We start from the raw sequence: 24,580 nt of genomic DNA on the forward strand, positions 1-24,580 counted from the left end.
GCCCGCCCCTCTGATTCCCCTTGGCCGGAGCTTCCCGGCTCCAGCCCGCCGCAGCGGGCCCGGGCAGCCTCCAGGCCACACCTGCAGGAGCCCGAATGACCTCTCCCCTCGCCGCCACCGCCGCTGCCACTGCCGCAGCGGACATCCACTACCGCGTGCAGGCCCTTGATGTGGACGCGCACCTGTTCAGCGTGCAGCTGCACATCGCCCGCCCGGCCGCCGGCCAGACCCTGTCGCTGCCGGTCTGGATTCCCGGCAGCTATCTGGTGCGGGAGTTCTCCAAGAACCTCCAGGACCTGTCTGCCGAGCAGGACGGCCGTCCCGTCGCGCTGGCCCAGCAGGGCAAGAACCTCTGGCAGGCCGACTGCGCAGCCGGCGTGCCGCTGGTGCTCAGCTACCAGTTCTGCGCCTACGACAGCTCGGTGCGCACGGCCTGGCTGGACCGCCGCCGCGGCTTCTTCAACGGCACCAGCCTGTGCCTGCGCGTGCACGGCCAGGAAGACACGCCGCATACGCTGCAGCTGCTTGCATCGGACGCCACGGCATCGTGGCAGGTGGCCACCGGCCTGGACGCCGTGGACGCCGATGCGCGCGGCTGGGGCCTGTACCGCGCTGCCCACTACGACGAACTGGTGGACTGCCCCGTGGAGATGGGCAGCTTCTGGCGTGGCGACTTCGTGGCCGCGGGCGTGCCCCACAGCTTCGTCGTTGCGGGCGCCGCGCCCAGCTTCGACGGCGCGCGCCTGGTTGCCGACGCACGCAGGATCTGCGAGACCGTGCTGGCCTTCTGGCACGGTACGGGCGAGCAGGCCACGCCCGCGCCCATGCAGCGCTATGTGTTCATGCTCAACGTGGTCGATGACGGCTATGGGGGCCTGGAGCACCGCAACTCCACGGCCCTGATCTGCGGCCGGCGCGACCTGCCGCGCGTGGGCGAGCGCAAGGCCGCCGAGGGCTACACCACCTTGCTCGGCCTGATCAGCCACGAGTACTTCCACACCTGGAACGTCAAGCGCCTGCGCCCCGCAGAATTCGCACGCTACGACTACGGGCAGGAGAACTACACCGAGCTGCTGTGGTTCTTCGAAGGCTTCACCAGCTACTACGACGACCTGCTGCTGCGCCGCGCCGGCCTGATCGACAACGCCCAGTACCTCAAGCTGGTCACGCGCACCATCAACCAGGTGCTGCAGACACCGGGCCGCCGCCTGCAGTCCGTGGCCCAGGCCAGCTATGACGCCTGGGTCAAGTACTACCGCCAGGACGAGAACACGCCCAACCAGACCGTCAGCTACTACACCAAGGGCTGCCTGGTCGCGCTGGCCCTGGACCTGCAACTGCGCCGTGAAGGCCGCAGCACGCTGGACGACGTGATGCGCGCGCTGTGGCAGCGCTGCCAGGGCGGCCCCATGCGCGAGGCCGATGTGCTGGCCGTGCTGCAGGAGCTGGGCGGGCGCAGCTTCGCCCCCGAGATCACGCAATGGGTGCACGGCACCGACGACCTGCCGCTGGCCGAGCTGCTGGCCGCCCAGGGCGTGCAGGCCAAGGCCGAACCGGCGCAGACTGCCCAGCGGCTGGGCCTGCGCGTACAGGAAAGCCAGGGCATCACCGTCAAGACCGTGCTGCGCGGCAGCCTGGCCGAGCGCGCAGGCTTCATGGCCGGCGACGAATGGCTGGCCATCGAGCTGCCCACCGGGGCCGAGGATGCACAGCCCGCACGCTGGCGCATCACCCGCCTGGACGATGTGGCGCTGTACGCAGGCACGGCGCTGGAGGTCGTGGCCTGGGTGGCCCGCGACCGCCAGATCCTGGCCTTCACCCTGCCCTGGGGCTCGGCCCTGCTGAGCGAGGCCGCCATGGTCGAGAAAACGGACAACGGCGATGCAAAAGCTGCCATCTCCAGCGCTACACAGCCCCCGTCTCCCAGCAACCTCGCCCTGGAAATCACCGACGAAGAGGCCGTGGGACGCTGGCTGGGCGGCCGCGCCGACAGCCCGCAGGCTCCCGGCACGCCGTGAAACGCGGTGCAGGCGCGCACATGCACACACGCGCACCCGCGCCCCTGGCCGGTTATTCTTGAGCATCACGACGACAACCCCAGCAGGAGACTCCCTTGGCCTACGAAATGATTGAAGTTCGCGTCGAAGCCGACAAGGTCGGCATCATCACGCTCAACCGCCCCAAGCAGCTCAACGCGCTCAACGACCAGCTTATGAACGAGCTGGGCCAGGCCCTGCAGGCCTTTGATGCCGACGAGGCCATCGGCTGCATGATCATCACCGGCAGCGAGAAAGCCTTTGCGGCCGGCGCCGATATCGGCGCCATGGCCAAGTACAGCTTTGCCGACGCCTACAAGGGCGACTACATCACGCGCAACTGGGAGACCATCCGCAGCATCCGCAAGCCCGTGATCGCCGCCGTCAGCGGCTTTGCCCTGGGCGGCGGCTGCGAGCTGGCGATGATGTGCGACTTCATCATCGCCGCCGACAATGCGAAGTTCGGCCAGCCGGAAATCAAGCTGGGCGTCATCCCCGGCGCCGGCGGCACGCAGCGCCTGCCACGTGCCGTGGGCAAGTCCAAGGCCATGGACATGGCCCTCACGGCCCGCATGATGGACGCCACCGAGGCCGAGCGCGCCGGTCTGGTCAGCCGCGTCGTGCCCTTCGACAAGCTCATGGACGAAGCCCTGGGCGCCGCCATCATCATCAGCGGCTTCTCGCAGATCGCCGTCATGGCGGCCAAGGAATCGGTGAACCGCGCCTTCGAGGGCTCGCTGGCCGACGGCGTCATGTTCGAGCGCCGCCTGTTCCACGCGCTGTTCGCCACACAGGACCAGAAGGAAGGCATGGACGCCTTCGTCAACAAGCGCCCCGCAAACTTCAAACATCTCTGAACCTGCTGAAAGACACGCTACAATGCGCGTCTTCCGGCAAGGCACTGCAGGCCTCTCGCAAAGAAATTTCGAGAAATTTGCACAACTTCCCGGATCGACCAAAAATTCTGCATATAATTTAGGTCTTACGGCGCTTTAGCTCAGTCGGTTAGAGCGATGGAATCATAATCCACAGGTCCGCGGTTCGAGTCCGTGAAGCGCCACCAAACAAAGAAAAGGGTCTACGTGCAAGCGTAGACCCTTTTTTATTGCCCGACGAACAGAGCGCGGGCACGCCGGGAGCGCACCCTGCTCGGCGCCCTCCCCCGGCTGCTAGCGGCGGCTCTTCAGCTCAATCCAGTGGTTGTCCAGCGCCATTCCAGGCACCGCCATCGTGCGCAACACCTGGCCGCGTTGTCGCAGCTGGGCCTGGCGCGCACCGCCCATCCACAGCGCGGGCTCGGCAGGCAGGGGCCGGCCCTTGGCATCGAGCGAGACACTTGCGTTGGCCACGCAGTACACGCCTGGCATGGCATCGCCACGCAGCCAGCGTCCGCTGGCCTGGCCGTTGCCGGGCACCTGCCACCAGGTAACGGTGTTCACGCGCGGGCAACTGACGGCGAAGAGCTGGCCGTCGCAACCGATGTCGCCGCCATAGCCGGCCAGGGGCTCGTGCCCTTCGGGCAGGGGCACGGCATGCAAACGGTGGCCATCGAACAGGGCCAGCACGGGCGCGGCGGCGCGCGCTTCGGTGTCGCGGTGCTCGGCCTGCAGCGCAATGCCCAGCCAGCGGCGCGCGGGCGCGTGGGCGACCTGCGGGCCCCAGGCCAGGTGGCGCAGGCTCAGGCGGCTGTCGTCCAGCTTCCACAGGCCGGCACGGGCGCCGCCTTCTGCCGGCAACAGCCGCGCGATGGACGAGTCCATGTGGTCCAGCTGCAGCTTGCGCCGGCCGGTCTCGGACTGCGTGGGAATGCCGCCGTTGGCGACCATGAGCGTGCCGTCGGCGTCCAGCAGCAGCTGGTGCGGGTCCATGCCGCCCGTGCGCCATTCGGCGATCTTCTCCAAGGTGATGGCATCGCGCACGCCGATCAGTCCCTGGGCATCTTCCAGGTCGGTCTCAGTGGTGTAGAGATGGCGGCCATCGGCGCTTTCGATGACATGGCCGTTGAAGAAGCGGTCGGGCTCTATCCACTGCCATTGCGCATCCTCGGCGGCCTGTCCCGGCTTCAGACGCACCAGCCAGTCGCCGGGGCGGCGGCTGGCGAAGACCACGGAGCCGTCGCGCAGCGCGGCCATGCCATGGGCGCGCGTGGGCACATCCAGGGCCTGCAGCACCTGCAGCGGCCTGTCCACCTGCGCACTGGCCTGCACGATGCCGACACGCATCTGCTCGCCCTGCATCCAGGCCGCAGCCAGCGACCGTGCCGGTCCAGACGGCCTGGCCGCATGGGAGGTTGCCAGCGGCATGGCAGCCAGCAGACCCAGGCCCTGCAGCCAGCGGCGGCGATTCAGCGCCTGCTCAATCCCCGTCGGCATCCGAGAACCCGATGTTGACTTCCAGCGCAGGCGCCACCTCGCCTTCCATGAGGCGCTTGAGGCGCGACAGCGGCTTGGTGGCGGCATCGACGGCCTTGGCGGTCGGCTCGGTCAGGGCGCGCATGCCGGCATCGGCCTCGTTGACGGCCTTGAGCCAGCGGTCGGCCAGCGGGTTGAGGCCACGGCCGCGCAGGTAGGACTCGATGGGCACGATGTCCACGCCGGGCCGGGGCACCTTGCGGTCCACGCTCACGGCCAGCGTGCGCAGGCCCTGCCAGTGCGCGCGCCAGACCTCGACGGTGCTGCCGCTGGCCAGGTGCTCCCAGGCGGGGGGCTTGCTACCTGCACTGCCCGCACTGCGCAAGGGCTTTTCCATGTCCGCCCAGCGCAGGCGCTCCAGGCCGCCCACCCACTGGTTGATGAACTCGGCCATGGCTTCGGTGGTGGCATCGCCGTCCTCGGACCAGTCCTGGGCGGCAAGCTTGGCAAAGCCATTGCGGAGGATGCCCATCTCGGCGCCGATTTCCTCGGCCACCAGGGTGGCATAGGCGCAGGCCGGCGTCTGCGGCTCCACGGGCTGGGTCCACAGCAGGTTCTCGAGCGCCGGGTATCCCTTGGCGGGTGCGCCGATGCGCTCCATGGCGGCCAGATCGGCGGGGGCCGACTGTATGGCCTTCTTGAGCAGGGCCGGGCGCATGGGGCGGAAGTCCACCAGGCGTGCCGAGCGGCGCTCCACCAGCGGCCCCAGGGCCACGGCCGAGAGGCTGCTCCACTGCCGCGACGATTGCACATAGGCCTGGCGCGCCGTCTGCAGCGTGGCAGCGGCCGATCCCGCAGGTGCCGCAGGTGCTGCGCAATGCGCGCGCAGCGCCTGGTTCAGTGCCTGGGCGGATGCCTGCGCGGCCTTGGCCTGGGGCGAGAACCATTGGCCATACAGCCCCTGCACGGCATGGGCCGTGTTGTAGAAGGGGATGGCCATGTTGGCCTCCACGTCCTGGGCCTGGGCCGGGGTGGTGGCCAGCAGCGCCAGCGCGGCGGCGCAAAGGATTTGGCGAGGGGTCATGCGCATGTCTTGCATCAGAGGGACTCCACAAATTTGACCAGGGCTTCACGGTCTTCGGCGCTGAACTGGCGCACCTGTTCGCGCGCGGCTTCGGCCTCGCCGCCGTGCCAGAGGATGGCTTCCAGCACGCCGCGCGCACGGCCGTCGTGCAGCAGGCGCTGGTGGTTGTTGACATCGGGCAGCAGGCCTATGCCCCACAGCGGCGGCGTGCGCCACTGGCGGCCTGAGGCCTTGAAGTCGGGCCGGCCGTCGGCCAGCGCATCGCCCATGTCGTGCAGCAGCAGGTCGGTGTAGGGCGCAATGGTCTGGCCCGACAACCCCTTGCTGCTGAGTGCCGGCGACAGCGCGGGGAACAGCGCCCCGCCCGTCTTGTACGAAGGCCGGTGGCACTGCGCACACTGGGCCTGGTGGAACAGTGCCTCGCCACGGCGCACGGCAGGGTCGCTGGCGTTGCGCCGTGCAGGCGGCGCCAGCGTGGCCTGGTAGAAGATCACGTCGTCCAGCACGCGGTCCTCGATCTCCACGCCTTCGGCGCCGTTGCCGTTGGGCGCGGCCAGGCAGTCCTTTTGCGCGGGCGTGCAGGTCTGGTGCGGGAAACGCTTCGATGTGATGCCGATATCGCCCAGGAAGGCCGAAGCCGTCTGGTGGGCAATGGAGGCCACGTTGGCCTTCCAGCCGAAGCGGCCCAGCATCATGCGTTCGCCGTAGGCATCCCAGACATAGTTGGGCTGGCCCTTGATGGGGCCGCCCAGGGCCGCCTGGGCGGCAGCGTTGGCCAGGATCTCGGACTCCGGGATGTGCTCCAGCAGGCCCAGGCCGATGACCTGGGGCGCAATGCGCGGGCTGGTCATCAGGTTGGCAGCCAGGGGGCCGTAGTTGAGCGCAGCCAGCTCGTAGACCGGCTTTTCCAGCGTGTAGGCCGTGCCGTCGGCAAAGCGGCCATGCACCTGTTCATAGCGGATGCGCAGCTGGCCCTCGCCCTTGACGCCCAGCACGCCCTCGGTATTGAACTGGTCGCCATAGACCGGGTCCGGCACCGGGCTGCCGTGCGGGCCTTCACCCGGAATGGACAGCCGCATGAGCAGGCCCGCGAACGGCTGGGGCTTGAGCGGGTTGTGGAAGTCGGGCGGCTGGGCGCGGCCGTCCTGCACATGGCAGCCGCCGCAGGAGCGCGCCAGGAAGTGCGGGCCCAGGCCATCGCGCGCCGTGGTGGAGGCCGGCGCCTGCACCCAGTTGCGCTTGAAGAAGGAGTTGCCGATGACGAAGCGCGTGCGCTCGGCATCGTCCAGGTTGGCGGCGGGCAGCGAGAAAGCGTTGCGGCCCGTGGCGTGGACCGTGGTCTGGCCGCCCGGGGGCAGCGGCTCGCCCGGCGCCGCGAACAGCAGTTGCGCCGCAGGCGTGGACGCGGGGGTCGGCTCTGGCGGCGCGGCAGCCTTGGACTCCTGCTGTTGCGCCGAGCAACCCAGCAGACTCAGGCAGGCTGCGGCCAGCAGCAATGGGGAAAATTTCATGGTGAGGGCGACCCTGCAAATGCCATGGCCGCCGAACCCTTTCGGGGGCGGCGGCCTTGGCGCATGGGCGTGAGAGGGGTTGGACGCTTGGGGTGAATGTTCTTTTAGTTGGCCTTGGGGTCCACCAGGTTGAGCTGGGTGATGCCGACGGCATTGGCCGCCTCCACCAGGTCCTTGCTCTGCTGGACCAGGCTGTCGATGGTGGCCTGGATCTTGGCGCGCGAGGCCGAGTCGCGCGCGCCCTGGATGGCCTGGTCGAACGGCGCGGGAATGGCCTGGGCCGCCTGCACCGACTGCGTGATCTGGCGCGTGGTCCTGTCGGCCAGCGCGCTGTCCTTGGAGGCCACCCAGTCCCTGATGCCCGGGCCTTGCAGCTCGCTGCCGTCCAGGCGCTTGTAGCTGCCCTGCCAGACGTTGAGGATGCCCTGGGCATTGGTCACGGCATCGCGGTGCGTGTTGTCCGAGAAGCAGGAGTGCTCGTCTTCCTGGTCGCGGCTGGCCAGGGCCACCTCCAGGCGCTCGCCGGCCAGCTCGCCGCGCGACAGCGAACCCAGGCCCACGAAGATGCGGCGCAGCGCATCGTCGGGCTTTTTCTCGAACTGGGCGCGGAAGTTCTTGGGCGAGCCGGGCTTCCACTGGTCGGCCACGGACTGCAGGTCCTCGATCAGCAGCGCGGTCACCACTTTCAGGTACTCGCGGCGGCGGTCGGCATTGGACTTCTTGCCATCGACGAAGTCGGTGTACGGACGCGCGCCCGGCCCCTTGTCGTTCAGGTCCTGGCCCCAGAGCATGAACTCGATGGCGTGCCAGCCGGTGGAAACGTTCTCCTCGCCGTCATGCTCGTTGAGCTCGGCCAGGCGCTTCTTGGTGATGGCTTCCTTGCGGTTGTTGATGATGCCGGCGTTGGGATTGCCTTCCACATAGTCCACATAGGACTCGTCCATGGGCCAGGCGTTGATTTGGCCTTCGGGGCCTTCATCGTTGTCGATAGGACCGGCGTAGAAGCGGAAGGCCTCGGTCTGGCCGTAGTACTCGCGTGCATCCAGCCAGGCCTTGCGCGCATTGTTCAGGCCCTGTTCGCTGGGTGATGCGAGAAAGGCCCCGATGGCTTTCTGCATGGTCTTGGCCGAGCTGATGGAATCCGAGTAATTGGCGTGCACCAGGGTGCCGTAATGCTTGACCACCTCTGCAACGGAGAGGTTCTTCTTCACGGGCTGTTGAACGGTGCCGGCGGCTGCGGCCTGGCTCATCGGGGCGGCCGCGCCCAAAGCGAGGGCGGCTGCAATCAGGATGGGATGCATGGCAGAAAGGATCGGAGGTTGGAGAACTCGGAATGCCAAACTGTAATGAGAATTGTTTTTATTGGCAAAACCTGCGAGATATCGCCGCACTGCACCGCAAGGTCATAGACGGACCCGGGCGGCCAACGGGCAGTGAACGGACGGCAATGGGAGCGCTTGCGGCGCACGGGCCGCAGCGGGCGCCAGCCTAGCACGGCGCCCTTGGCGCCAGGGCCAAAGACCCCGCGCTGGCGCAGCGCGGGCCCGGCCTCAGAACTTGTAGTTCAGGCTGACATTCACCGAGCGTGGCTCGCCCCAGGTGTAGGTGCTGTAGTAGCTGAAGATGGTGTAGTACTTCTTGTCCAGCAGGTTGCGCACGTTGACGGTGGCCGACAGCTGTTTGCTGAACTCGTAGCGCGCCATCATGTCCAGCAGCCAGTAGCCCTTGACGGTGTGAACGGCCGTGCCGCCCGATGGCGTAGAGATGTCGCCCCAGGTCTTGTCCTGCCAGCGCGCGCCGCCGCCCACCGTCAGGCCGGAAAGCGGGCCGTCCAGCCTGTAGCTGGTGTGCAGGCTGAACTGGTTGGAGGGCGTGAGCGTGGCCACGCGCTTGCCTTGGTCGCGCGAAATGGCATGCGAGAAACCTGCCTGCAGTTGCCAGGCGGGCGTGATCTGGCCGGATATCTCCGCCTCGAAGCCGCGCGTCCTGACGCCATCGACGGCCCGGTAGGCCGTGGCGCCGCCGGGCGTCAGGCCGCCGGTCTCGATACCGAAGTTGTCTTGCTGAAGCTGGAACAGCGCCGCCGATGCATTGAGGCGGCCGTCCATGAAGGCCGCCTTGACGCCGACCTCGGCGTTGTTGCCGCGCAGCGGGTCCAGCGCCTTGCCGCTCTCGTTTTGCTTGGACTGCGGGCTGAAGATGCTGGTGTAGCTGGCGTAGACCGAATAGTTGCCATTGAGGTCGTAGATCGCGCCCACATAGGGCACGAAAACGCCGGTCTCGCGCTGACCCTGCACCTGGTTGCGATAGTTGGACCAGCGCCCGCCCGTGATCAGCTTGAGGTCGGCCGCCAGGTTCCAGCGCGCCGCCGTGTACAAGCCCTGCTCCTTGGTCACTTCGCTGTTCACGTAGTCGGGTGAGGCGCCCCACACCGGCAGGCGCGAATCGCCATTCCAGTGGTAGTAGTCATTGACCGTGGACACATAGTCGGCGGGCAGCTGCCAGTAGCCATCGTTCTTCCAGTGGCGCCTTGCTACGCTGGCGCCCAGCACCAGTTCGTGCTCGCGCCCGCCCAGCGAGAAGGGCCCGCTGGCGTAGGCATCGAGCGCATTGCTGGTGGTGCGGCCTATGTACTGGCCGCGCCACAGCGACACGCCGGAGCCGTCGGCCGGGTTGGGGAAGCCCGCAGCCGCCGCGCCCAGGTTGGCGTTGTAGCCGTTGATCTGGTGGTTGAACTGCGCCTTGGCCACCCAGCCGTTGCTGAAGCTGTGCTCCAGCGTAGCAAAGGCCGTGCGCGTGTACTGGTCCCAACGGCTCCAGCGCGTGCCGTTGTTGTGCGAGCGAGGCATGTCATTGAATTGGCCATCGGCATTGAGCAGCGGAATGCCGCCCCAGGTGGAGTTGACCGGACGGTTGTTCTGCGCATCGCCGCCCAGCGTCAGCAAAGTGCGTGGCGTCAGGTCCATTTCCACAATGCCGTAGAGCGTCGCGGTCTTGCGCGAATAGCGGTCCATGAACGAGTCCTTGTCCTGGTAGGCGGCCACGCCACGCGCGCGCACGCTGCCGCTTGCATTGAGTGCGCCGCCCACATCCACCTCGGTGCGGTAGTTGCTCCAGCTGCCCGCAGAGATGGACGCATGCCCGCGGAAATCACGCGTGGGCTTCTTGCGGATCAGGTTGATGGTCGCGCCCGGAGTGCCGCTGCCCGTGAGCAGGCCGGTTGCGCCCTTGAGCACCTCGACGCGGTCATAGATCGCCATGTCGCTGAGGGTGTTGCCGGCCGAGTACGCGGAGTCGCGCATCATCGGAATGCCGTCGTACTGGAAGTTCTGGATGGCGAAGCCGCGGGCGTAGTACTCGGTGCGCTCGCTGTCATAGGTGACGATGCTGATGCCGGGCGTGTGCTCCATCACCTGGTCGATGGAGGTGAGGTTGAAGTCATCCATCTTCTGGCGTGTGACCACGCTGATGGACTGCGGCGTCTCGCGCGGCGTCAGCACCATGCGCGTGGCTGTGGCAATGGTGCCCGGCGTATAGGAGCCCGAGCCTTCGGTCACCTCGCCCAACTGGTTGGAGATCACGTTGACCGTGGGCAGCGTGGCCGGGTTCTGCGTGTCCGGCAATGCCTGAGCCTGAGCGGACAGGGCGCCGATGGCAAGGGAGATGGCCAGCGCAAGAGGCGCAGGGCGATGGCCGGGTTGAAGGCGATGCAGTGGCATGAAATGCTCCGGGAGAACAGCAATACGGCAATAAAAAAACTTCCTCGCCATGCCCTCCGATGGGTCGAAGGGCATGAAGAGAAAGCGAATGCGATTTGTTCTCATTATCGTTTCTTCAATTGTCTGGGCCATCGATAGCACAGGGGCTGCTGCATCCGCGCAACACCCGAATCCGTCCCGCGCCCGCCGGGCAGTACCAGCCGCCCATGCCGTAGAAGCTGTCTGGCAAGCCTGCCCTACTTGCCTTGTCCGGCCACTTCCCTTACCATTACGCCCGCCCGCATGGGAGCGCCCTTTTCACCGGGCCTGCCCGCAGCCTCCAAGCCCTGATCGCCCAGCCGATTTCAGGGCTTTCGCTTTTTGCAGAAGCGGTCTTTTGGCGCTGCACCTTGCGCTCTGTCTTTGCGCGCAGCCCCTGCCATGCCCCGGCATGCCGGCCGCCCAGCTTGTTTTCCCACCAGGATTTCCGTGCCCATCGCCTTCCCAGGATGCAGCACACGCGCAGCGTGCCCGCACGCCGGCTCAGCCGGCGGCGCAGGCGTTTTGCGTGGTGCCGCACCCCAGCGAGAGCGCGCGCCGTCCTGGCTTTCAAGGATCTTCACGTGACCACCACTTCCTCCGGGGCGCTCGCAGCCAATGCTGCCGGCGCCAGCACAGACACGCATGCCGGCGCCCATGCCAGCCAGGTCAATGGCTACAGCTGGAAGGCCCTGGCCGGCTCGGCCGTCGGCTATGCCATGGACGGCTTCGACCTGCTGATCCTGGGCTTCATGCTGTCGGCCATCTCGGCCGACCTGCACCTCACGCCGGGCCAGGCCGGCTCGCTGGTGACCTGGACGCTGATCGGTGCCGTGTTCGGCGGCATCTTCTTCGGCCTGCTCAGCGACCGCTACGGGCGCATCCGCGTGCTGACCTGGACCATCATGCTGTTCGCAGTCTTCACGGGCCTGTGCGCCTTCGCGCAGGGCTACTGGGACCTGCTGGCCTACCGCACGATTGCGGGCATCGGCCTGGGCGGCGAGTTCGGCATCGGCATGGCACTGGCTGCCGAGGCCTGGCCTGCCCGTCACCGCGCGCGCGTCTCGTCCTACGTGGCCCTGGGCTGGCAGATGGGCGTGCTGGGTGCGGCGCTGCTGACACCGCTGCTGCTGCCCGCCATCGGCTGGCGCGGCATGTTCCTGGTGGGCGTGATCCCGGCCGTGGTGGCCTGGGTGATCCGCAACAAGCTGCACGAGCCCGAAGTCTTCGTGAAGCGCCAGCAGTCCGCCACGCCCTCGGCCCGGGTGCCGGTGCTGCAAAGCCTGAAGCTGCTGGTGAAGGACCGCGCCACGGCCAAGGTCAGCCTGGGTGTGATCGTGCTGACCTCGGTCCAGAACTTCGGCTACTACGGCATCATGATCTGGATGCCCAGCTTCCTGTCCAAGCAACTGGGCTTCAGCCTGACCAAGTCCTCGATCTGGACTGCCGTGACCGTGGTGGGAATGATGGTCGGCATCTGGGTCTTCGGCCAGCTGGCCGACCGCATCGGCCGCAAGCCCAGCTTCCTGATCTTCCAGCTGGGCTCGGTCATCATGGTCGTGCTCTATTCACAGCTGTCCGACCCTGCGGCCATGCTCTGGGCGGGGGCCCTCATGGGCCTGTTCGTCAACGGAATGATGGGCGGCTACGGCGCCGTGATGAGCGAGGCCTATCCCACCGAGGCGCGCGCCACCGCGCAGAACGTGCTGTTCAACATCGGCCGCGCCGTGGGCGGACTGGGCCCGGTAGTGATCGGTGCGCTGGCCATGAGCTATTCGTTCCAGGTGGCGATCGCCCTGCTGGCGGCCATCTATGTGCTGGACATGCTGGCCACGGCCTTTCTGATCCCCGAACTCAAGGGTCGCGAGCTGTCCTGAGCGGTGCGGGCAACGGCCCTGCCATGCAAAGAGCTGCCGATGGCAGCTCTTTTTTTGTCCCGGGACCGGCCGGCCCGGGGCTCAGCCGCCCTCGCTGCATTCCAGGTTTTCGATGCGGTCTGCCGCCTCTCGGATGTCTTCCTGGAACATCTGGTCGCCCAGCATCACGGAAACCTGGCCCTCGAAGCCGCGCAGCTTGACCAGCGCTGCCTCGTAGCCGCCGCTGCCCATGCGCTTGAGCCCGCACAGCGCATAGAGCTTGGCCACGGGCGAGCTTCGCGGATCGTCGATCACCGACAGCAGGACGGCATTGGCCTCGGGCCGCCTGAGCATGGCCTCCAGATGCCGCTCCGCTGGCGAAATCTCGCCGGCAAGGCCGACCAGTCCCAGGTTGAACTGCGAGGCATCCAGCGGCGCCGGGTCCAGCGGACGGGCCAGGGCCGGGGCAGACAGGAACAGGCAGATCAGGGCGGCGGACAGGGTGGTCTTCATGGCAGGGACAAGGCCGTGTGAGGCCTGGGAGGCAGTCGCAAAGGCTCTTCGACGCAAAGCATTGCGGCAGGTTCCCCTTCGGCGCCATCGCGATCATCGACCGCCAAACAGCCAGCCTGCGACCAGCGTGCCGCCATAGAACAGGAGCAGGGTGACCGGCACCAGGTGCCAGCCCCAGACTCTGAACCACCAGTGATTGAACAGGGTCACCACGGCGCCGATGACGATGCAGATGGCCAGCGCACCCAGCCGCTGCTCCAGACTGTCCGCCACGTCCTGGGACGCGAAGAAGATGAACGCCGCGACGGACGAACACAGCAAGGCGGTGTAGAACGCCACTTTCTCTTGCCTGCGCAATTTCAGGATGCTCATGGGGGCCAGGGAGGTTTCGATGGATCGGTCGCCGGGAAAGCCTGCGCCACCGGAGCGCGCAGGTTGCGCTGCGGCACAATTTTTCGTATCCCACCCGGGATGCGCCATAAGACCCGTCCGAATCTGCAGCCACTGCAGCGCACGCGCAACGCGCTGCGGCCTTCTCGACGCCCAATCGGCACAGTCAGCTCAATCGACCCTGTCAGGTCAGTCGTGTCAGTCGGCCACGGCCAGCACCACGGCGGACTCCGGCACCGACAGCCAGACCTTGCGTCCTGTGCGCAGCGTCCAGGGCTCGCCTTGCGCCTGCTGCGCCGCATACCCCACGCCGCTGCCGCCCCAGGGCAGCCTGGCCACCACTTCGCGCGGCCCGTCCCCCTCGGCACGGGCCAGGCGTTGCACCTTGGCAGGCCAGGCATTGGCCAGGCCCTGCGCACCGGCCAGCGGCGCCACTGGCAGCACCTGGACGGCAGTGGCCTTGCACAGCGCCATCACGGGCAGGCCAGGGGCCAGGCCCAGCAACTGGGCGCTTTCGGCGGTGATGCGTGCGGCAATGCCTGGTGCATCGCCACCGCCATCGGGCAGCATCCAGACGCGGACCTGGGCACCCTGCGCCTGCAGGGCACCGACCCGGCAAGGCCACAGATTGCGCATGCTGGTGCGCAGGCCCAGCCCCAGTCCGGGAGCCGCCGAGGAAACGCTGGCCGGCCCGCCAAAGCGCTGCAGCACCTGTGCACGGGCCTGCTCCAGCGCATCGGCCATGGCCAGCAGGGACTGCCCGGCTGCGGTGATGCGCGCGCCGCCGCCGCCGGCGCCGCCGACCGAGCGCTCCACCAGGGCACAGCCCGCGAGATTGGTCAGCACATCCAGCGCCTGCCATGCCGCCTTGTAGCTGACGCCGGCCTCGCGCGCCGCCTGTGAAATCGAATGCCCTGCTGCGATATGGCGCAGGATGGCGAGGCGGCGGTCAGCCAGGTCATGGCCCAGCGCGGGCACCAGATCGGAAGGGGAGGCAGGAGCGTCGGCAGTCATGCGCGACATCATGCCCGCCAAGCGTTATTTCCCACGAAGCAAAACGCCTGCACCCTGCATGCGCATTTTCAGGTCGCTACACTGCGCTATTCACCAACGGAATAGCGAGAGACCCATGAACGTGAACCAGCCCCTGCGTGCCACCGCCTTTGCCGCCCTTGCCCTGTTGGGTGGTGTCGCTGCGCAGGCTGCCGAAGTGTCGGTGGCCGTTGCCGCCAACTTCACGGCGCCCATGCAGAAGATCGCCGCCGAGTTCGAGAAGGACACCGGCCACAAGGCCCTGCTGTCCTTCGGTGCCACGGGCAAGTTCTATGCGCAGATCGTCAACGGCGCGCCCTTCCAGATCCTGCTGGCCGCCGACGACACCACGCCCGGAAAGATCGCCAAGGAAGGCCGTGGCCTGCCCGACTCGCGCTTCACCTACGCCATCGGCCAGCTCGTGCTGTGGAGCCCCAAGCCCGGCTATGTGGACGACAAGGGCGAGGTCCTCAAGACCGGCGACTACAGGCACATCGCCGTGGCCAACCCCAAGCTCGCGCCCTACGGCACGGCCGCCATGGAAGTGCTGGACAAGCTGGGCATCACGGCCCAGGTGCAGCCGCGCATCGTCATGGGCGAGAACATCGCCCAGACCTACCAGTTCGCGGCCACGGGCAATGCCCAGCTGGGCTTCGTGGCCCTGTCGCAGGTGATGGAAAACGGCAAGCTGCGCGAAGGCTCGGCCTGGCAGGTGCCCGCCGCCATGCACGAATCCATCCGCCAGGACGCCATCGTGCTCCACAGCGGCAAGGACAACGAAGCCGCCACCGAGCTGATGAAGTACCTGCGTGCTGATAAAGCGCGTGCCATCATTCGCTCCTACGGCTACGGGCTCTAGGCTCCCCCTGAGGCGCTGACGCGCCTTCCCCCCTCCCGCTGCGCGGTAGGGGGACGACGCCAGCGCTGCGAACCACTGAATTCTTCCAGCATGATTCTTACCGCCGACGACTACGCCGCCATACGTCTGACGCTGAAACTTGCCAGCGTGACCACGGTGCTGCTGCTGGCGCTGTGCACGCCGCTGGCCTGGTGGCTGGCCCATACGCGCTCGCGCTGGCGCGGCCCGATTGGCGCCGTGGTGGCGCTGCCCCTGGTGCTGCCACCCACGGTGATCGGCTTCTACCTGCTGGTGACCATGGGGCCCAATGGCCCCGTGGGCCAGTTGACGCAGGCGCTGGGGCTGGGCACCCTGCCCTTCACCTTTGCAGGCCTGGTCATCGGGTCCCTGGTCTATTCCCTGCCGTTCACGGTGCAGCCGCTGCAGCGCGCCTTCGAGTCGCTGGGCACGCGCCCCATGGAGGCCGCGGCCAGCCTGGGCGCGGGGCCGCTGGACCGCTTCTTCACCGTGGCGCTGCCGTTGGCGCGCCCGGGCTTCATCACCGCAGCCGTGCTGACCTTCGCGCACACCGTGGGCGAGTTCGGCGTGGTGCTGATGCTGGGCGGCAATATCCCCGGCGTGACGCGCGTGGTCTCGGTGCAGATCTACGACCACGTGGAGGCCATGGAGTACGCCCACGCCCACTGGCTGGCCGGCGGCATGGTGGTGTTCTCCTTCCTGGTGCTGCTGGCCCTGCACCTGTTGCAGCCGCGCGAGGAGCGCCGCGCATGATGACTGACTTCTCTCCCGTTGCTTCGGCCGGCGCCCCGCCCGCCGCGAGCCCTTCGCAAATCCTTGCTGCGCTGGCGCTGGAGCGTGCCGACTTCCGCCTCGATGTGCTGCTGCAGCTGCCCGGGCGTGGCGTCACGGCCCTGTTCGGCCCTTCTGGCTGCGGCAAGACCACCTGCCTGCGCGCGCTGGCAGGGCTGGAGCGCGCACGGGGCCGTGTCGCCGTCAATGGGGAGGTCTGGCAGGACGATGCGGCCAGCCAGTGGCTGCCCACGCACCGCCGCGCACTGGGCTATGTGTTCCAGGAGGCCAGCCTGTTCCCGCACCTGAGCGTGCAGCGCAACATCGACTACGGCATGCGGCGCACGCCCGCCGAGCGGCGCAAGGTGTCCCAGGAGCAGGCCGTGTCCCTGCTGGGCATAGGCCATTTGATGGACCGCATGCCCTCCACCCTGTCGGGCGGCGAGCGCCAGCGCGTGGCCATTGCGCGCGCCCTGGCCACCAGCCCCCGCGTGCTGCTCATGGACGAACCGCTGGCCGCGCTGGACGCCCAGCGCAAGGCCGAGGTCCTGCCCTACCTGGACCAGCTGCGCCGTGAACTCGACATTCCCGTGGTCTATGTCAGCCACTCCATCGACGAGGTAGCGCGCCTGGCCCAGCACCTGGTGCTGCTCAAGGCAGGCGGCATCGTCGCGGCCGGCGCCACCAGCGAACTGCTGGCACGGCTGGACCTGCCGCTGAGCATGGGCGACACGGCAGCGGCCATGCTCAGTGCGCAGATCCGGCAGCACGATCCGGATGCCCACCTGAGCACGCTGTCCTTCGACGGCGGGCGCCTTCGCCTTGTCATGGCCCGCCCGCGCCCCATCGGCGAGAGCGTGCAGCTGCGCGTGCAGGCGCGCGATGTGAGCCTGAGCCTGCAGCACCCGCAAGACAGCAGCATCCTCAACATCCTGGCGGCCACCGTGCAGGATCTGCGCGAGGACGGCCCGGGCCAGGTCATGGTCTCGCTGCAGCTGGGCACCTCCCGCCTGCTGGCGCGCATCACCCTGCATTCCGCCCGGCAGCTGGGCATTGCGCCGGGCATGCATGTCTTCGCCCAGATCAAGGGCATGGCATTGCTGGACTGAAGCTGCGCGGCGGCACCGATATCATGCGCAGGCCGCCTGCGCGGCCCACGCCATGAACGCCACCACCGAACACGCTCCCGCACCCGCCCCGGACTCGGGCCCGGCAGATGCTGCCTGCGCCATCGCGCCCGCCATTGCCGCACTGCGCACGCATGCGGTGGTGCGCCACCGGATCGCCGATGGCGGCGCCGTCAGCCTCCAGCCCGAACCCCAGGTGCTGGCCAGCGAAGTCCCCATCGCCCTGGTGTTCAATGGCATCTCTCACGCCGTGATGATGGGTACGCCCTCGGACCTGGAAGACTTTGCGCTGGGCTTTGCGCTCACCGAGGGCATCCTGGACAGCGGCGCCGACTGCTACGGCATCGAGGTGCGGGCAGTGGCCGCCGAAGCGGCAGGCCTTCCGTCCGGCATGGACGGCATCGAGGTGCAGCTGGACGTGGCTTCGCGCTGCTTCGCCCGCCTCAAGGACCGGCGCCGCAGCATGAGCGGGCGCACGGGCTGCGGTGTCTGCGGCGTGGACAGCTTCGCGGCGCTGGACCTGTCCTTCGACCCGCTGCCCGCGCACGACTGGATCGCCCGTGTCGATGCCACCACGGTGTGCGCTGCCATCGATGCCCTGCCGCCGCTGCAGCGGCTCAACGCCGAAGCCGGCGCCGTGCATGCCGCAGGCTGGGCAGGGCTGGACGGGCAACTGACGGATGTGCTCGAGGACGTGGGCCGCCACAACGCGCTGGACAAGCTGGTCGGCCGCCTCTCGCGCACCGGCCGCCTGGGCGAGGCCGGTTTTGTCGTACTCTCCAGCCGGGGCAGCCATGAGCTGGTGCGCAAATGCGCCAGGGTCGGCATCGCCGCCCTGGCCACCATCTCCGCCCCCACGGCCATGGGCGTGCAGATGGCCGAGCTAACCGGCCTGCGCTTCTGGGGCCTGTGCCGGCCGCCCAAGGCCGTGCTGTATGCGCCGGGCCGCGCCTGACCCAATGCCCGAGTGCCGCGCCCGCGCAGCGGCAAGTTCGTAGAATCGCGGGTTCAGCCCCTGGATGTACACCATGAACCGCTGCAAGCCCCATTTCTCTGCCGTCCGCCGCCTGTGCGCCGGCGCCCTGCTCGCCGGCCTGGCCTGCGCCAGCCTGGGCGCGGCCGCGCAGGGCCTGCCCTCCAACGAGACACGCAATTTCCCGCCGCAGGCCCAGTTCGGCGAGCTGGTCGTGACCGCGCAGTTTCCCGTGGTCGAAATCGACGGCAAGACCATTCGCACCAGCCCGGGCTTTCGCCTGTTCAGCCCCGAGCGCACGCTGGTGCAGGCCATCAACTACCAGGGCAGCAAGCTCGTGGTGGGCTATGTGATCGAGCCGCAGACGCAGTGGCTGCACCAGGCCTGGATCCTGACCAAGGCCGAGGCCGACAAGCACTACAAGCCCAAGTCGATGCTGCACCGCTTCTTCAACTGAGGCCGGCGCACACCGCACGCGCACGATGGATGCGGCCCGCAGCTTGCGGGGCGCAGCGGCTCGGGCCAGGGAGCACAGCGCCCGCCCTGGCCCGGCCATCTTCTTTTTTTGCAGACCGCCGCTCGCAGTGCGGCGGCTGCCTGACGGAACCCCACCATGTCCAAGAAAGTCTTTATCAAAACCTTCGGCTGCCAGATGAACGAGTACGACTCGGACAAGATGGCCGATGTGCTGGGCGCAGCCCAGGGCTACGAGTCCACCGACGACCCGGAGCAGGCCGACCTGATCCTGTTCAACACCTGCTCGGTGCGCGAGAAGGCACAGGAGAAGGTGTTCAGCGACCTGGGCCGCTACAAGCACCTGAAGGAACGCGGCGTGCTCATCGGCGTGGGCGGCTGCGTGGCCAGCCAGGAGGGCGAGGAAATCATCAAGCGCGCGCCCTATGTGGACGTGGTCTTCGGCCCGCAGACCCTGCACCGCCTGCCCGAGCTGCTCAATGCACGCGCCGCCAGGCACAAGCCCCAGGTCGATATCAGCTTTCCCGAGATCGAGAAATTCGACCACCTGCCACCGGCGCGCGTGGAAGGCTCCTCGGCCTTTGTCTCCATCATGGAAGGCTGCTCCAAGTACTGCAGCTACTGCGTCGTGCCCTATACGCGCGGCGAGGAAGTCAGCCGCCCGTTCGAGGACGTGCTGGTCGAGGTCGCGGGCCTGGCCGACCAGGGCGTGAAGGAGGTCACGCTGCTGGGCCAGAACGTGAACGCCTACCTGGGCAAGATGGGTGACACGGCCGAGATCGCCGACTTTGCCCTGCTGCTGGAATACGTGTCCGAGATCCCCGGCATCGAGCGCATCCGCTACACCACCAGCCATCCCAACGAATTCACGCCGCGCCTGATCGAGGCCTACGCTCGGCTGCCCAAGCTGGTCAGCCACCTGCACCTGCCCGTGCAGCACGGCAGCGACAAGATACTCATGGCCATGAAGCGCGGCTACACGGCCATGGAATACAAGAGCACCATCCGCAAGCTGCGTGCCATCCGGCCCGAGATGGCCATGAGCAGCGACTTCATCGTGGGCTTCCCCGGCGAGACCGAGGAAGACTTCCAGAAGATGATGAAGCTCATCCACGACGTGCGCTTCGACAACAGCTTCAGCTTCATCTTCAGCCCCCGCCCCGGCACGCCGGCCGCCAACCTGCACGACGACACGCCCCACGAGGTCAAGCTGCGCCGCCTGCAGGAGCTGCAGGCCGTGATCAACAACAACATCAAGGACATCAGCGACGAGCGCGTGGGCACGGTGCAGCGCCTGCTGGTGGAAGGACTGTCCAAGCGCGATGGCAGCGAACTCATGGGCCGCACCGAGTGCAACCGCGTGGTCAACTTCCCGGGCAACGAACGCCTGATCGGCCAGATGATCGATGTGAAGATCACCGAGGCACGCACCTTCACGCTGCGCGGCGAGGTCGTGGTGCGCCACTGATCCCAACCCGATCCCGGCGGCCCCGGTGGCCCAGCGACCTCTTGCGTAACGAAAGCCCGGCAATGCCGGGCTTTTTGCGTGTAACAGGACGTGAAAACATCCCGGCCACACTGGCCTGGCGCGGGCCGGCCCGCTAGCATCGCGGGTTGCCGCCCTGAGGTCTGTCGGCCTGCATGGCTTTTCCAGCTTCGCTTGCTTGCTATCGATTCCATGAACACCTCCCAGCCCGCCAACGCCCAGGCCATCCTTGAGGGCGAAGCCCTGCATGCCTTCATGGACCAGGCGCACGACCTGCTGCAACAGGAAGATGAAACCAGCCCCATCGCCCCGGCCGAACGCCAGGCGGCCGTCATGGAGCTGCTCTCGCAGCAGCGCTTCGCGCCGGCCACGGTGAGCGAACTGGAGCGTCTGCACGATCTCTGGCTCGACCTGGAACGGCCCGAGACCGCCAACGCCCTGCTGCGCGAGCACCGCGATGCCACGCTGCAGCACCTGCAGGGCGACAACCACCTGCTGGCCACGGCCAGCCTGGCGCTCAGCGACATCCAGAGCCGGCTGCGCTTTGACCGCGAAGGCGGCGTGGCCCTGCTCGCGCCTGCCGCCGATCTCATGGGCCGGCTGCCGCACACCGGCGAGCCCTATCGCTACTGGAATGGCTGGCACTACCTGGCCCGCGAGGCCCAGGCCTGGGAACTGGCCGAGCAAGGCGTGGACCTGCAGCGCAACCACGAGCGCAGCGACCCCGACGGCGAGGCATCCCCCGCGCGCCGCGACGCGCGTGCCAGCCTGCGCAAGGCCGAGCTGGCCCGCCTGCGCGGCGATGTGCCGGCCACCGTGCGCCATGTGCAGGCCGCCACGGCGCAGTTGACCCTGGCAGACGCCGACCAGAACGTGGACTTCGACGACTGGCTGCACCTTGCGCGCGAAGTGCTGCCGCTGGCCCCGCAAAGCGTCCCGGCCGTGCTAATGGCGGCGCAGCAGCACCTGGCCCGCACGGAAAGCCCCGCCGCATCGCAGGCGGTGCGCGCGCACCGCAAGGTCCATGAGGCACGGCTGCAGGCCATGGCCTGCCATGCCATGGGCCAGCCAGAGGCCGCGCTGCAGCTGGCCGAGCTGGGCCGCTTCGGCCTGGTGGACGACTCCGACGACGCCTTCAGCGGCCTGGTGCTGCAATGGCTGCAAGAGGCGGGCCGCCTGGCCGATGCGGCGGACCTGGCGCTGGAGAGCGTGCTGCACAGCCGCCCCGGATCGGCCCGCCAGGGCTATGAGCTGGCACTGCGCATGGTGGACAGCGACACCGCCCACGCCCCCGCCTGGGCGCTGATCCTGGCCTGGGCCGGCCTGGACTCCGACATGCAGGAGATCCTGGAAGACAGCCCGGCTGCTGCGCGCAGCGCCGACGACTACCTGGCCCTGGCGCGTGTCCAGGCGCCCGGCCATCCGCTGCTGGACATGATCGACGGCTGGCGCCTGGCCAGGAACCACCAATGGGAACAGGCCCTGCCGCTGCTCGAGCGCGGCGTGGGCGAGCAGCCCCGGCACGCCAACTCCGAACTGCTGCCCATGCTCTGGGCCGCACGCTTTGCCGCGCTGCCGGCCGCACAGGCGCTGCAGCGGCCCTTTCCCCAGGGCTTCGGCGCCCACTGGTGCTATGCGGCGGGCGTGACGCTGGATGACGAGGACGACCTGGCCGCCATCATGGGCGAAGGCCGGCAGGTGCCGGGCGACGAGGTGCGCGAGCCGCTGGTGCAGCGTTACTACGAAGAGGGCCTGGCCCGCTTCGAAGCCTTCTGGGCCACCGGCCAGGGCCGGTACAAGGATGCGCACCTGCACGTCTACTCCATGCTCTGCAACAACCTTGCCATCAAGTACCGCTCGCAGCAGCGCTATGAAGAGGCTGCAGCCCTGCACCACAAGGGACTGTCCAGCAGCCCCTTCGCCGAGCACCATGACGGCCTGCTGTGGTGTGCCATCCGCCGTGACGACCGACCCGGCATCGTCACGGCGGCAGAGCAGCTGTGGCACTTCACCCAGGACTACGGCTACAGCCGCCACTGCCCCACCGACTACTTCCCCAGCGTGGCGCTGGCGCTCTACCAGCTCGGCCGCGCGGGCGAGATCGGCATCTGGCTGGAACGCCTGGACCAGTGGTTAGAGGAACTGGACGCAGACGAGCAGCGCGAACAGCGGCGCGACTACCTGGCGGCCCTGATGTCCCTGCTCGACTTCTTCTCCGAAAGCCATGGCGACGTGGTGCGCCCCCGCCTGGAGGCCCTGCTGCCCGAAGTGCGCGCCCTGGGCGAGTGCTACACGCTGCGCCGCCTGGCCTGCGCCATGGAAAGCTGCGGCCCCATCGATCAGGCCGTGGCCCTGCACCGCGAGGCCATCGCCAAGCTCACCCCCGATGACAGCGAGGCCGAGCACAAGATGGCCAGGGACGGCCTCCAGCGCTGCCTCAAGCTGCACTCGGACAGCAAGCCCTGGTGGAAGCTGTGGTGAACCCGGGAGCCGCCACGGCAGCCAGCGCCTACCGCCCGCGCGACGTAGTCAATGCGCCGGACATCAAGCAGCGCATCCGCGAGCGCAGCGCGGCGCGCGGCGACAGTCAGGAGATCGCGGCCTGGCTGGCCAACCACTTCTACCGCCACGTGATCGGCAACCTCGACGCCGATCCGCCGGCCGTTCAGCCCATCTCCACGCAGGCCGAGCTGCTGCGCCTGCACCGGCGCACCGAGCCTGCCGCCTGGGCGCTGGAGCGCCTGCGCGCGCATGCGGCCCGCCAGCCACCGCCACATGAAAGCCCTGCGGCCGGCGCCAGCGCACCGCTGTGGTGGGTGGAGCCTGACAGCGCCCCGCTGCTGGCGCTGGAAAGCCGGCTGCTGGAGTTCCTGTCCACCCGGCGCGGCACGGCGCTTGAGGGCAAGCTGCAGCGCATCAACTGCCCGCAGGCCCTGGCGCGCTGGACGCTGGAGCACCTGGCCTTCGCCAGAAAAAGCGAAAGCGGCTGGGCCGAGCACCGACCCGGCGCCGTGCGCCCGCTGCTGCGTGGCCAGCTGGGTGTCTTCGTCGAATTCGATGCCCAAAGCCCGGACCTGCGCGCCGAAATGGCCTATGAAAGCCAGATGATGCGGCACTGCCTGGGCCAGTTCAGCGCGCGCGGCGCGCTGCGCGGCGGCTATGGCGAGCACTACGCCGAAGCCTGCGAGCAGGGCCGGCTGCGGCTGTTCAGCTACCGCACGGGCACGGCCCAGCCGCGCATCACCGTCAGCGCCCAGGTGCTTGACGGCGGGCGGCTGCGCATCGACCAGATCAAGGGCAAGCAGAACCGCCCGCCGATTGCGCGCTACCTGGCCGACGTGCTGGCCCTGCTCAACCACCTCGATGCCGATGGCGAGGCGCCGGCGGATGCCCTTGCCATGGGCATCGTGCGCCGTCCGGCGCATCTGCTGGCCTCGGGCCACACCGGCGCCTGGTGCGCGGCCAGCGAGCTGCACACCGAAGCCGAGCAATTGTGGCTGCTCCAGGCCCACCCGGCGCTGCTGGAGCAGCTGGATATCCGGTCGCCCCTGATGCAATGGCTGGTCGCGGCACGCCGCGACACCGTGCCCGCCTTCGAGCGCATGCCGCGCAGCGCGGCCCTGCAGCAGTCGCTGGAGCTGGCGCGGCGCCGGGCAGGATCGCCGGGCAGGACAGGAAATCCGCGATGAACGCCTTCACTCTTGTTGTGCTGTCTGCATTGGTCTGGTGGGCAGTGCGCGCCGGCCTGCGCCGCAGGCGTGCGGCGCGCCAGCGCGGCGACTTCAGCAGCTACCGCAGCGGCGATGCGGCGCTGGACTGGGCCCTGGCCCTGGCCCATCCCATGGCCTTTCACGCCATCCAGGGCGGCTTTGCAGACCGGCAGCTCCATGGTGCCGACGACGCCCTGACCACCCAGCTGCGCCCCATGGTGCTGCACCACCTGGGCCTGCGCACCGACCTGGACGATGCCCAGATCGCACGCCAGTTGCCCGACGGCCTGCGCCAGCGCTGGTTCACGCTGGACCTGCAGCGCCTGCAGGCCGGCGACGATCCCCATGCCGCCATGGCCTTTGCCTGCGCGCGCGTGGCCTTCCACGTGCGATGTGCCTGGCTGCTGGGCTGGCTGGACGAGGCCCTGCACCAGCAGATCCTTCACCTGAACGCATGCCGCGCGCGGGATTGCTTTGACAGCTGGCAGGCCTTCGGCCAGGCCTATGCGCGGGGCCGCAGCCAATGGCTGGCCCGTGGCCGGGCCGACGTGCTGGGCCGCAGCGTGACGCCCGAGGAGGTGCAGCAATGGGTGGCCGATCCGCGCCATCCCTGGCATGCCATGCCCTGGCAGCCGCAGGCGGTGCGGTGACG

The 24,580-nt window shown here is 68.2% G+C and carries 20 protein-coding genes and 1 tRNA gene; 13 read left to right on the plus strand and 8 right to left on the minus strand.

Annotated features, from left to right (window positions below; genetic code table 11):
* Nucleotides 1-95 precede the first annotated feature (95 nt).
* The 3 genes from HFGMBDPB_RS05165 (at nt 96) to HFGMBDPB_RS05175 (ending at nt 3,099) form a co-directional block, all read left to right on the plus strand.
* Nucleotides 96-2,018, plus strand: coding sequence for a M61 family metallopeptidase (locus tag HFGMBDPB_RS05165; RefSeq protein ID WP_133072293.1), 1,923 nt, complete (start codon nt 96-98; stop codon nt 2,016-2,018).
* A 95-nt stretch (nt 2,019-2,113) separates the two neighbouring features.
* Entirely contained in the window at nt 2,114-2,893 is a 780-nt protein-coding gene (locus HFGMBDPB_RS05170) for an enoyl-CoA hydratase (protein ID WP_016447972.1), read from the plus strand.
* 129 nt (nt 2,894-3,022) lie between these two features.
* Nucleotides 3,023-3,099: transfer RNA gene (locus HFGMBDPB_RS05175), tRNA-Met, on the plus strand.
* A 106-nt stretch (nt 3,100-3,205) separates the two neighbouring features.
* Here HFGMBDPB_RS05175 and HFGMBDPB_RS05180 read toward each other — a convergent pair.
* From HFGMBDPB_RS05180 to HFGMBDPB_RS05200, 5 genes are all read right to left on the minus strand, one after another.
* Complete coding sequence (locus HFGMBDPB_RS05180) at nt 3,206-4,408, minus strand: DUF1513 domain-containing protein (protein ID WP_212645026.1); 1,203 nt, start codon at nt 4,406-4,408, stop codon at nt 3,206-3,208.
* Nucleotides 4,392-5,486: an imelysin family protein gene (locus tag HFGMBDPB_RS05185; RefSeq protein WP_212645027.1), complete on the minus strand. Its 1,095-nt coding sequence runs from the start codon at nt 5,484-5,486 to the stop codon at nt 4,392-4,394. The genes HFGMBDPB_RS05180 and HFGMBDPB_RS05185 overlap by 17 nt, the downstream gene beginning before the upstream one ends.
* The gene (locus tag HFGMBDPB_RS05190; protein WP_212645028.1) at nt 5,486-6,982 is read right to left on the minus strand and encodes a di-heme oxidoreductase family protein; all 1,497 of its coding nucleotides are present in this window, start codon (nt 6,980-6,982) and stop codon (nt 5,486-5,488) included. Before HFGMBDPB_RS05190 ends, HFGMBDPB_RS05185 begins: the two co-directional genes overlap by 1 nt.
* 104 nt (nt 6,983-7,086) lie before the next feature.
* Nucleotides 7,087-8,283: an imelysin family protein gene (locus HFGMBDPB_RS05195; protein WP_126312455.1), complete on the minus strand. Its 1,197-nt coding sequence runs from the start codon at nt 8,281-8,283 to the stop codon at nt 7,087-7,089.
* Nucleotides 8,284-8,532: 249 nt separating this feature from the next.
* Entirely contained in the window at nt 8,533-10,701 is a 2,169-nt protein-coding gene (locus HFGMBDPB_RS05200) for a TonB-dependent siderophore receptor (protein ID WP_016453159.1), read from the minus strand.
* Between the two features lie 737 nt (nt 10,702-11,438).
* On the opposite strand from HFGMBDPB_RS05200, the gene HFGMBDPB_RS05205 reads away from it, so the two are divergent.
* Nucleotides 11,439-12,596: an MFS transporter gene (locus tag HFGMBDPB_RS05205; protein ID WP_249343382.1), complete on the plus strand. Its 1,158-nt coding sequence runs from the start codon at nt 11,439-11,441 to the stop codon at nt 12,594-12,596.
* 81 nt (nt 12,597-12,677) lie between these two features.
* On the opposite strand, the gene HFGMBDPB_RS05210 is transcribed toward HFGMBDPB_RS05205, so the two are convergent.
* The 3 genes from HFGMBDPB_RS05210 to HFGMBDPB_RS05220 all read right to left on the minus strand — a co-directional run bounded on the left by HFGMBDPB_RS05210 (nt 12,678) and on the right by HFGMBDPB_RS05220 (nt 14,504).
* Complete coding sequence (locus HFGMBDPB_RS05210) at nt 12,678-13,088, minus strand: hypothetical protein (RefSeq protein WP_017404479.1); 411 nt, start codon at nt 13,086-13,088, stop codon at nt 12,678-12,680.
* 93 nt (nt 13,089-13,181) lie between these two features.
* Complete coding sequence (locus HFGMBDPB_RS05215) at nt 13,182-13,460, minus strand: hypothetical protein (protein WP_016447980.1); 279 nt, start codon at nt 13,458-13,460, stop codon at nt 13,182-13,184.
* 216 nt (nt 13,461-13,676) lie between these two features.
* Nucleotides 13,677-14,504 carry a TOBE domain-containing protein gene (locus HFGMBDPB_RS05220; protein WP_126312454.1) on the minus strand — a complete coding sequence of 276 codons (828 nt, stop codon included), beginning with the start codon at nt 14,502-14,504 and terminating at the stop codon, nt 13,677-13,679.
* Between the two features lie 103 nt (nt 14,505-14,607).
* Here HFGMBDPB_RS05220 and modA point away from each other — a divergent pair, with 103 nt between their 5' ends.
* The 9 genes from modA (at nt 14,608) to HFGMBDPB_RS05265 (ending at nt 24,578) form a co-directional block, all read left to right on the plus strand.
* Entirely contained in the window at nt 14,608-15,369 is a 762-nt protein-coding gene (gene modA, locus HFGMBDPB_RS05225; protein ID WP_016453157.1) for a molybdate ABC transporter substrate-binding protein, read from the plus strand.
* 90 nt (nt 15,370-15,459) lie between these two features.
* Nucleotides 15,460-16,140, plus strand: coding sequence for a molybdate ABC transporter permease subunit (modB, locus tag HFGMBDPB_RS05230; protein WP_016453156.1), 681 nt, complete (start codon nt 15,460-15,462; stop codon nt 16,138-16,140).
* Entirely contained in the window at nt 16,137-17,267 is a 1,131-nt protein-coding gene (modC, locus tag HFGMBDPB_RS05235) for a molybdenum ABC transporter ATP-binding protein (RefSeq protein WP_212645030.1), read from the plus strand. The genes modB and modC overlap by 4 nt, the downstream gene beginning before the upstream one ends.
* Nucleotides 17,268-17,319: 52 nt before the next feature.
* A complete protein-coding gene (gene fdhD, locus HFGMBDPB_RS05240) occupies nt 17,320-18,240 on the plus strand; it encodes a formate dehydrogenase accessory sulfurtransferase FdhD (RefSeq protein WP_212645031.1) in 921 nt (306 codons plus the stop codon).
* Nucleotides 18,241-18,313: 73 nt separating this feature from the next.
* A complete protein-coding gene (locus tag HFGMBDPB_RS05245) occupies nt 18,314-18,715 on the plus strand; it encodes a hypothetical protein (RefSeq protein WP_016447986.1) in 402 nt (133 codons plus the stop codon).
* Between the two features lie 156 nt (nt 18,716-18,871).
* Complete coding sequence (gene miaB, locus HFGMBDPB_RS05250; protein WP_016447987.1) at nt 18,872-20,200, plus strand: tRNA (N6-isopentenyl adenosine(37)-C2)-methylthiotransferase MiaB; 1,329 nt, start codon at nt 18,872-18,874, stop codon at nt 20,198-20,200.
* Between the two features lie 210 nt (nt 20,201-20,410).
* Nucleotides 20,411-22,699, plus strand: a complete 2,289-nt coding sequence (locus tag HFGMBDPB_RS05255) for a hypothetical protein (RefSeq protein WP_212645032.1) — start codon at nt 20,411-20,413, stop codon at nt 22,697-22,699.
* Entirely contained in the window at nt 22,696-23,907 is a 1,212-nt protein-coding gene (locus tag HFGMBDPB_RS05260; protein ID WP_212645033.1) for a hypothetical protein, read from the plus strand. The genes HFGMBDPB_RS05255 and HFGMBDPB_RS05260 overlap by 4 nt, the downstream gene beginning before the upstream one ends.
* Nucleotides 23,904-24,578, plus strand: a complete 675-nt coding sequence (locus tag HFGMBDPB_RS05265; protein WP_016453151.1) for a DUF1266 domain-containing protein — start codon at nt 23,904-23,906, stop codon at nt 24,576-24,578. Before HFGMBDPB_RS05260 ends, HFGMBDPB_RS05265 begins: the two co-directional genes overlap by 4 nt.
* The last annotated feature ends 2 nt before the right edge of the window (nt 24,579-24,580 follow it).

This window comes from Delftia sp. PE138 (assembly GCF_018320755.1).
GTDB lineage: Bacteria > Pseudomonadota > Gammaproteobacteria > Burkholderiales > Burkholderiaceae_C > Comamonas > Comamonas tsuruhatensis.

Bases quoted from the DNA above. Each gene is read 5' to 3' on its own strand.
- modC (WP_212645030.1), top strand. From the start codon at position 16,137: ATGATGACTGACTTCTCTCCCGTTGCTTCGGCCGGCGCCCCGCCCGCC.
- modB (WP_016453156.1), top strand. From the start codon at position 15,460: ATGATTCTTACCGCCGACGACTACGCCGCCATACGTCTGACGCTGAAA.
- HFGMBDPB_RS05205 (WP_249343382.1), top strand. From the start codon at position 11,439: ATGGACGGCTTCGACCTGCTGATCCTGGGCTTCATGCTGTCGGCCATC.
- HFGMBDPB_RS05185 (WP_212645027.1), bottom strand. From the start codon at position 5,486: ATGCAAGACATGCGCATGACCCCTCGCCAAATCCTTTGCGCCGCCGCG.
- HFGMBDPB_RS05215 (WP_016447980.1), bottom strand. From the start codon at position 13,460: ATGAGCATCCTGAAATTGCGCAGGCAAGAGAAAGTGGCGTTCTACACC.
- HFGMBDPB_RS05165 (WP_133072293.1), top strand. From the start codon at position 96: ATGACCTCTCCCCTCGCCGCCACCGCCGCTGCCACTGCCGCAGCGGAC.
- HFGMBDPB_RS05190 (WP_212645028.1), bottom strand. From the start codon at position 6,982: ATGAAATTTTCCCCATTGCTGCTGGCCGCAGCCTGCCTGAGTCTGCTG.
- HFGMBDPB_RS05195 (WP_126312455.1), bottom strand. From the start codon at position 8,283: ATGCATCCCATCCTGATTGCAGCCGCCCTCGCTTTGGGCGCGGCCGCC.
- HFGMBDPB_RS05245 (WP_016447986.1), top strand. From the start codon at position 18,314: ATGAACCGCTGCAAGCCCCATTTCTCTGCCGTCCGCCGCCTGTGCGCC.
- HFGMBDPB_RS05220 (WP_126312454.1), bottom strand. From the start codon at position 14,504: ATGATGTCGCGCATGACTGCCGACGCTCCTGCCTCCCCTTCCGATCTG.
- HFGMBDPB_RS05255 (WP_212645032.1), top strand. From the start codon at position 20,411: ATGAACACCTCCCAGCCCGCCAACGCCCAGGCCATCCTTGAGGGCGAA.
- HFGMBDPB_RS05200 (WP_016453159.1), bottom strand. From the start codon at position 10,701: ATGCCACTGCATCGCCTTCAACCCGGCCATCGCCCTGCGCCTCTTGCG.
- modA (WP_016453157.1), top strand. From the start codon at position 14,608: ATGAACGTGAACCAGCCCCTGCGTGCCACCGCCTTTGCCGCCCTTGCC.
- HFGMBDPB_RS05210 (WP_017404479.1), bottom strand. From the start codon at position 13,088: ATGAAGACCACCCTGTCCGCCGCCCTGATCTGCCTGTTCCTGTCTGCC.
- fdhD (WP_212645031.1), top strand. From the start codon at position 17,320: ATGAACGCCACCACCGAACACGCTCCCGCACCCGCCCCGGACTCGGGC.
- miaB (WP_016447987.1), top strand. From the start codon at position 18,872: ATGTCCAAGAAAGTCTTTATCAAAACCTTCGGCTGCCAGATGAACGAG.
- HFGMBDPB_RS05265 (WP_016453151.1), top strand. From the start codon at position 23,904: ATGAACGCCTTCACTCTTGTTGTGCTGTCTGCATTGGTCTGGTGGGCA.
- HFGMBDPB_RS05180 (WP_212645026.1), bottom strand. From the start codon at position 4,408: ATGCCGACGGGGATTGAGCAGGCGCTGAATCGCCGCCGCTGGCTGCAG.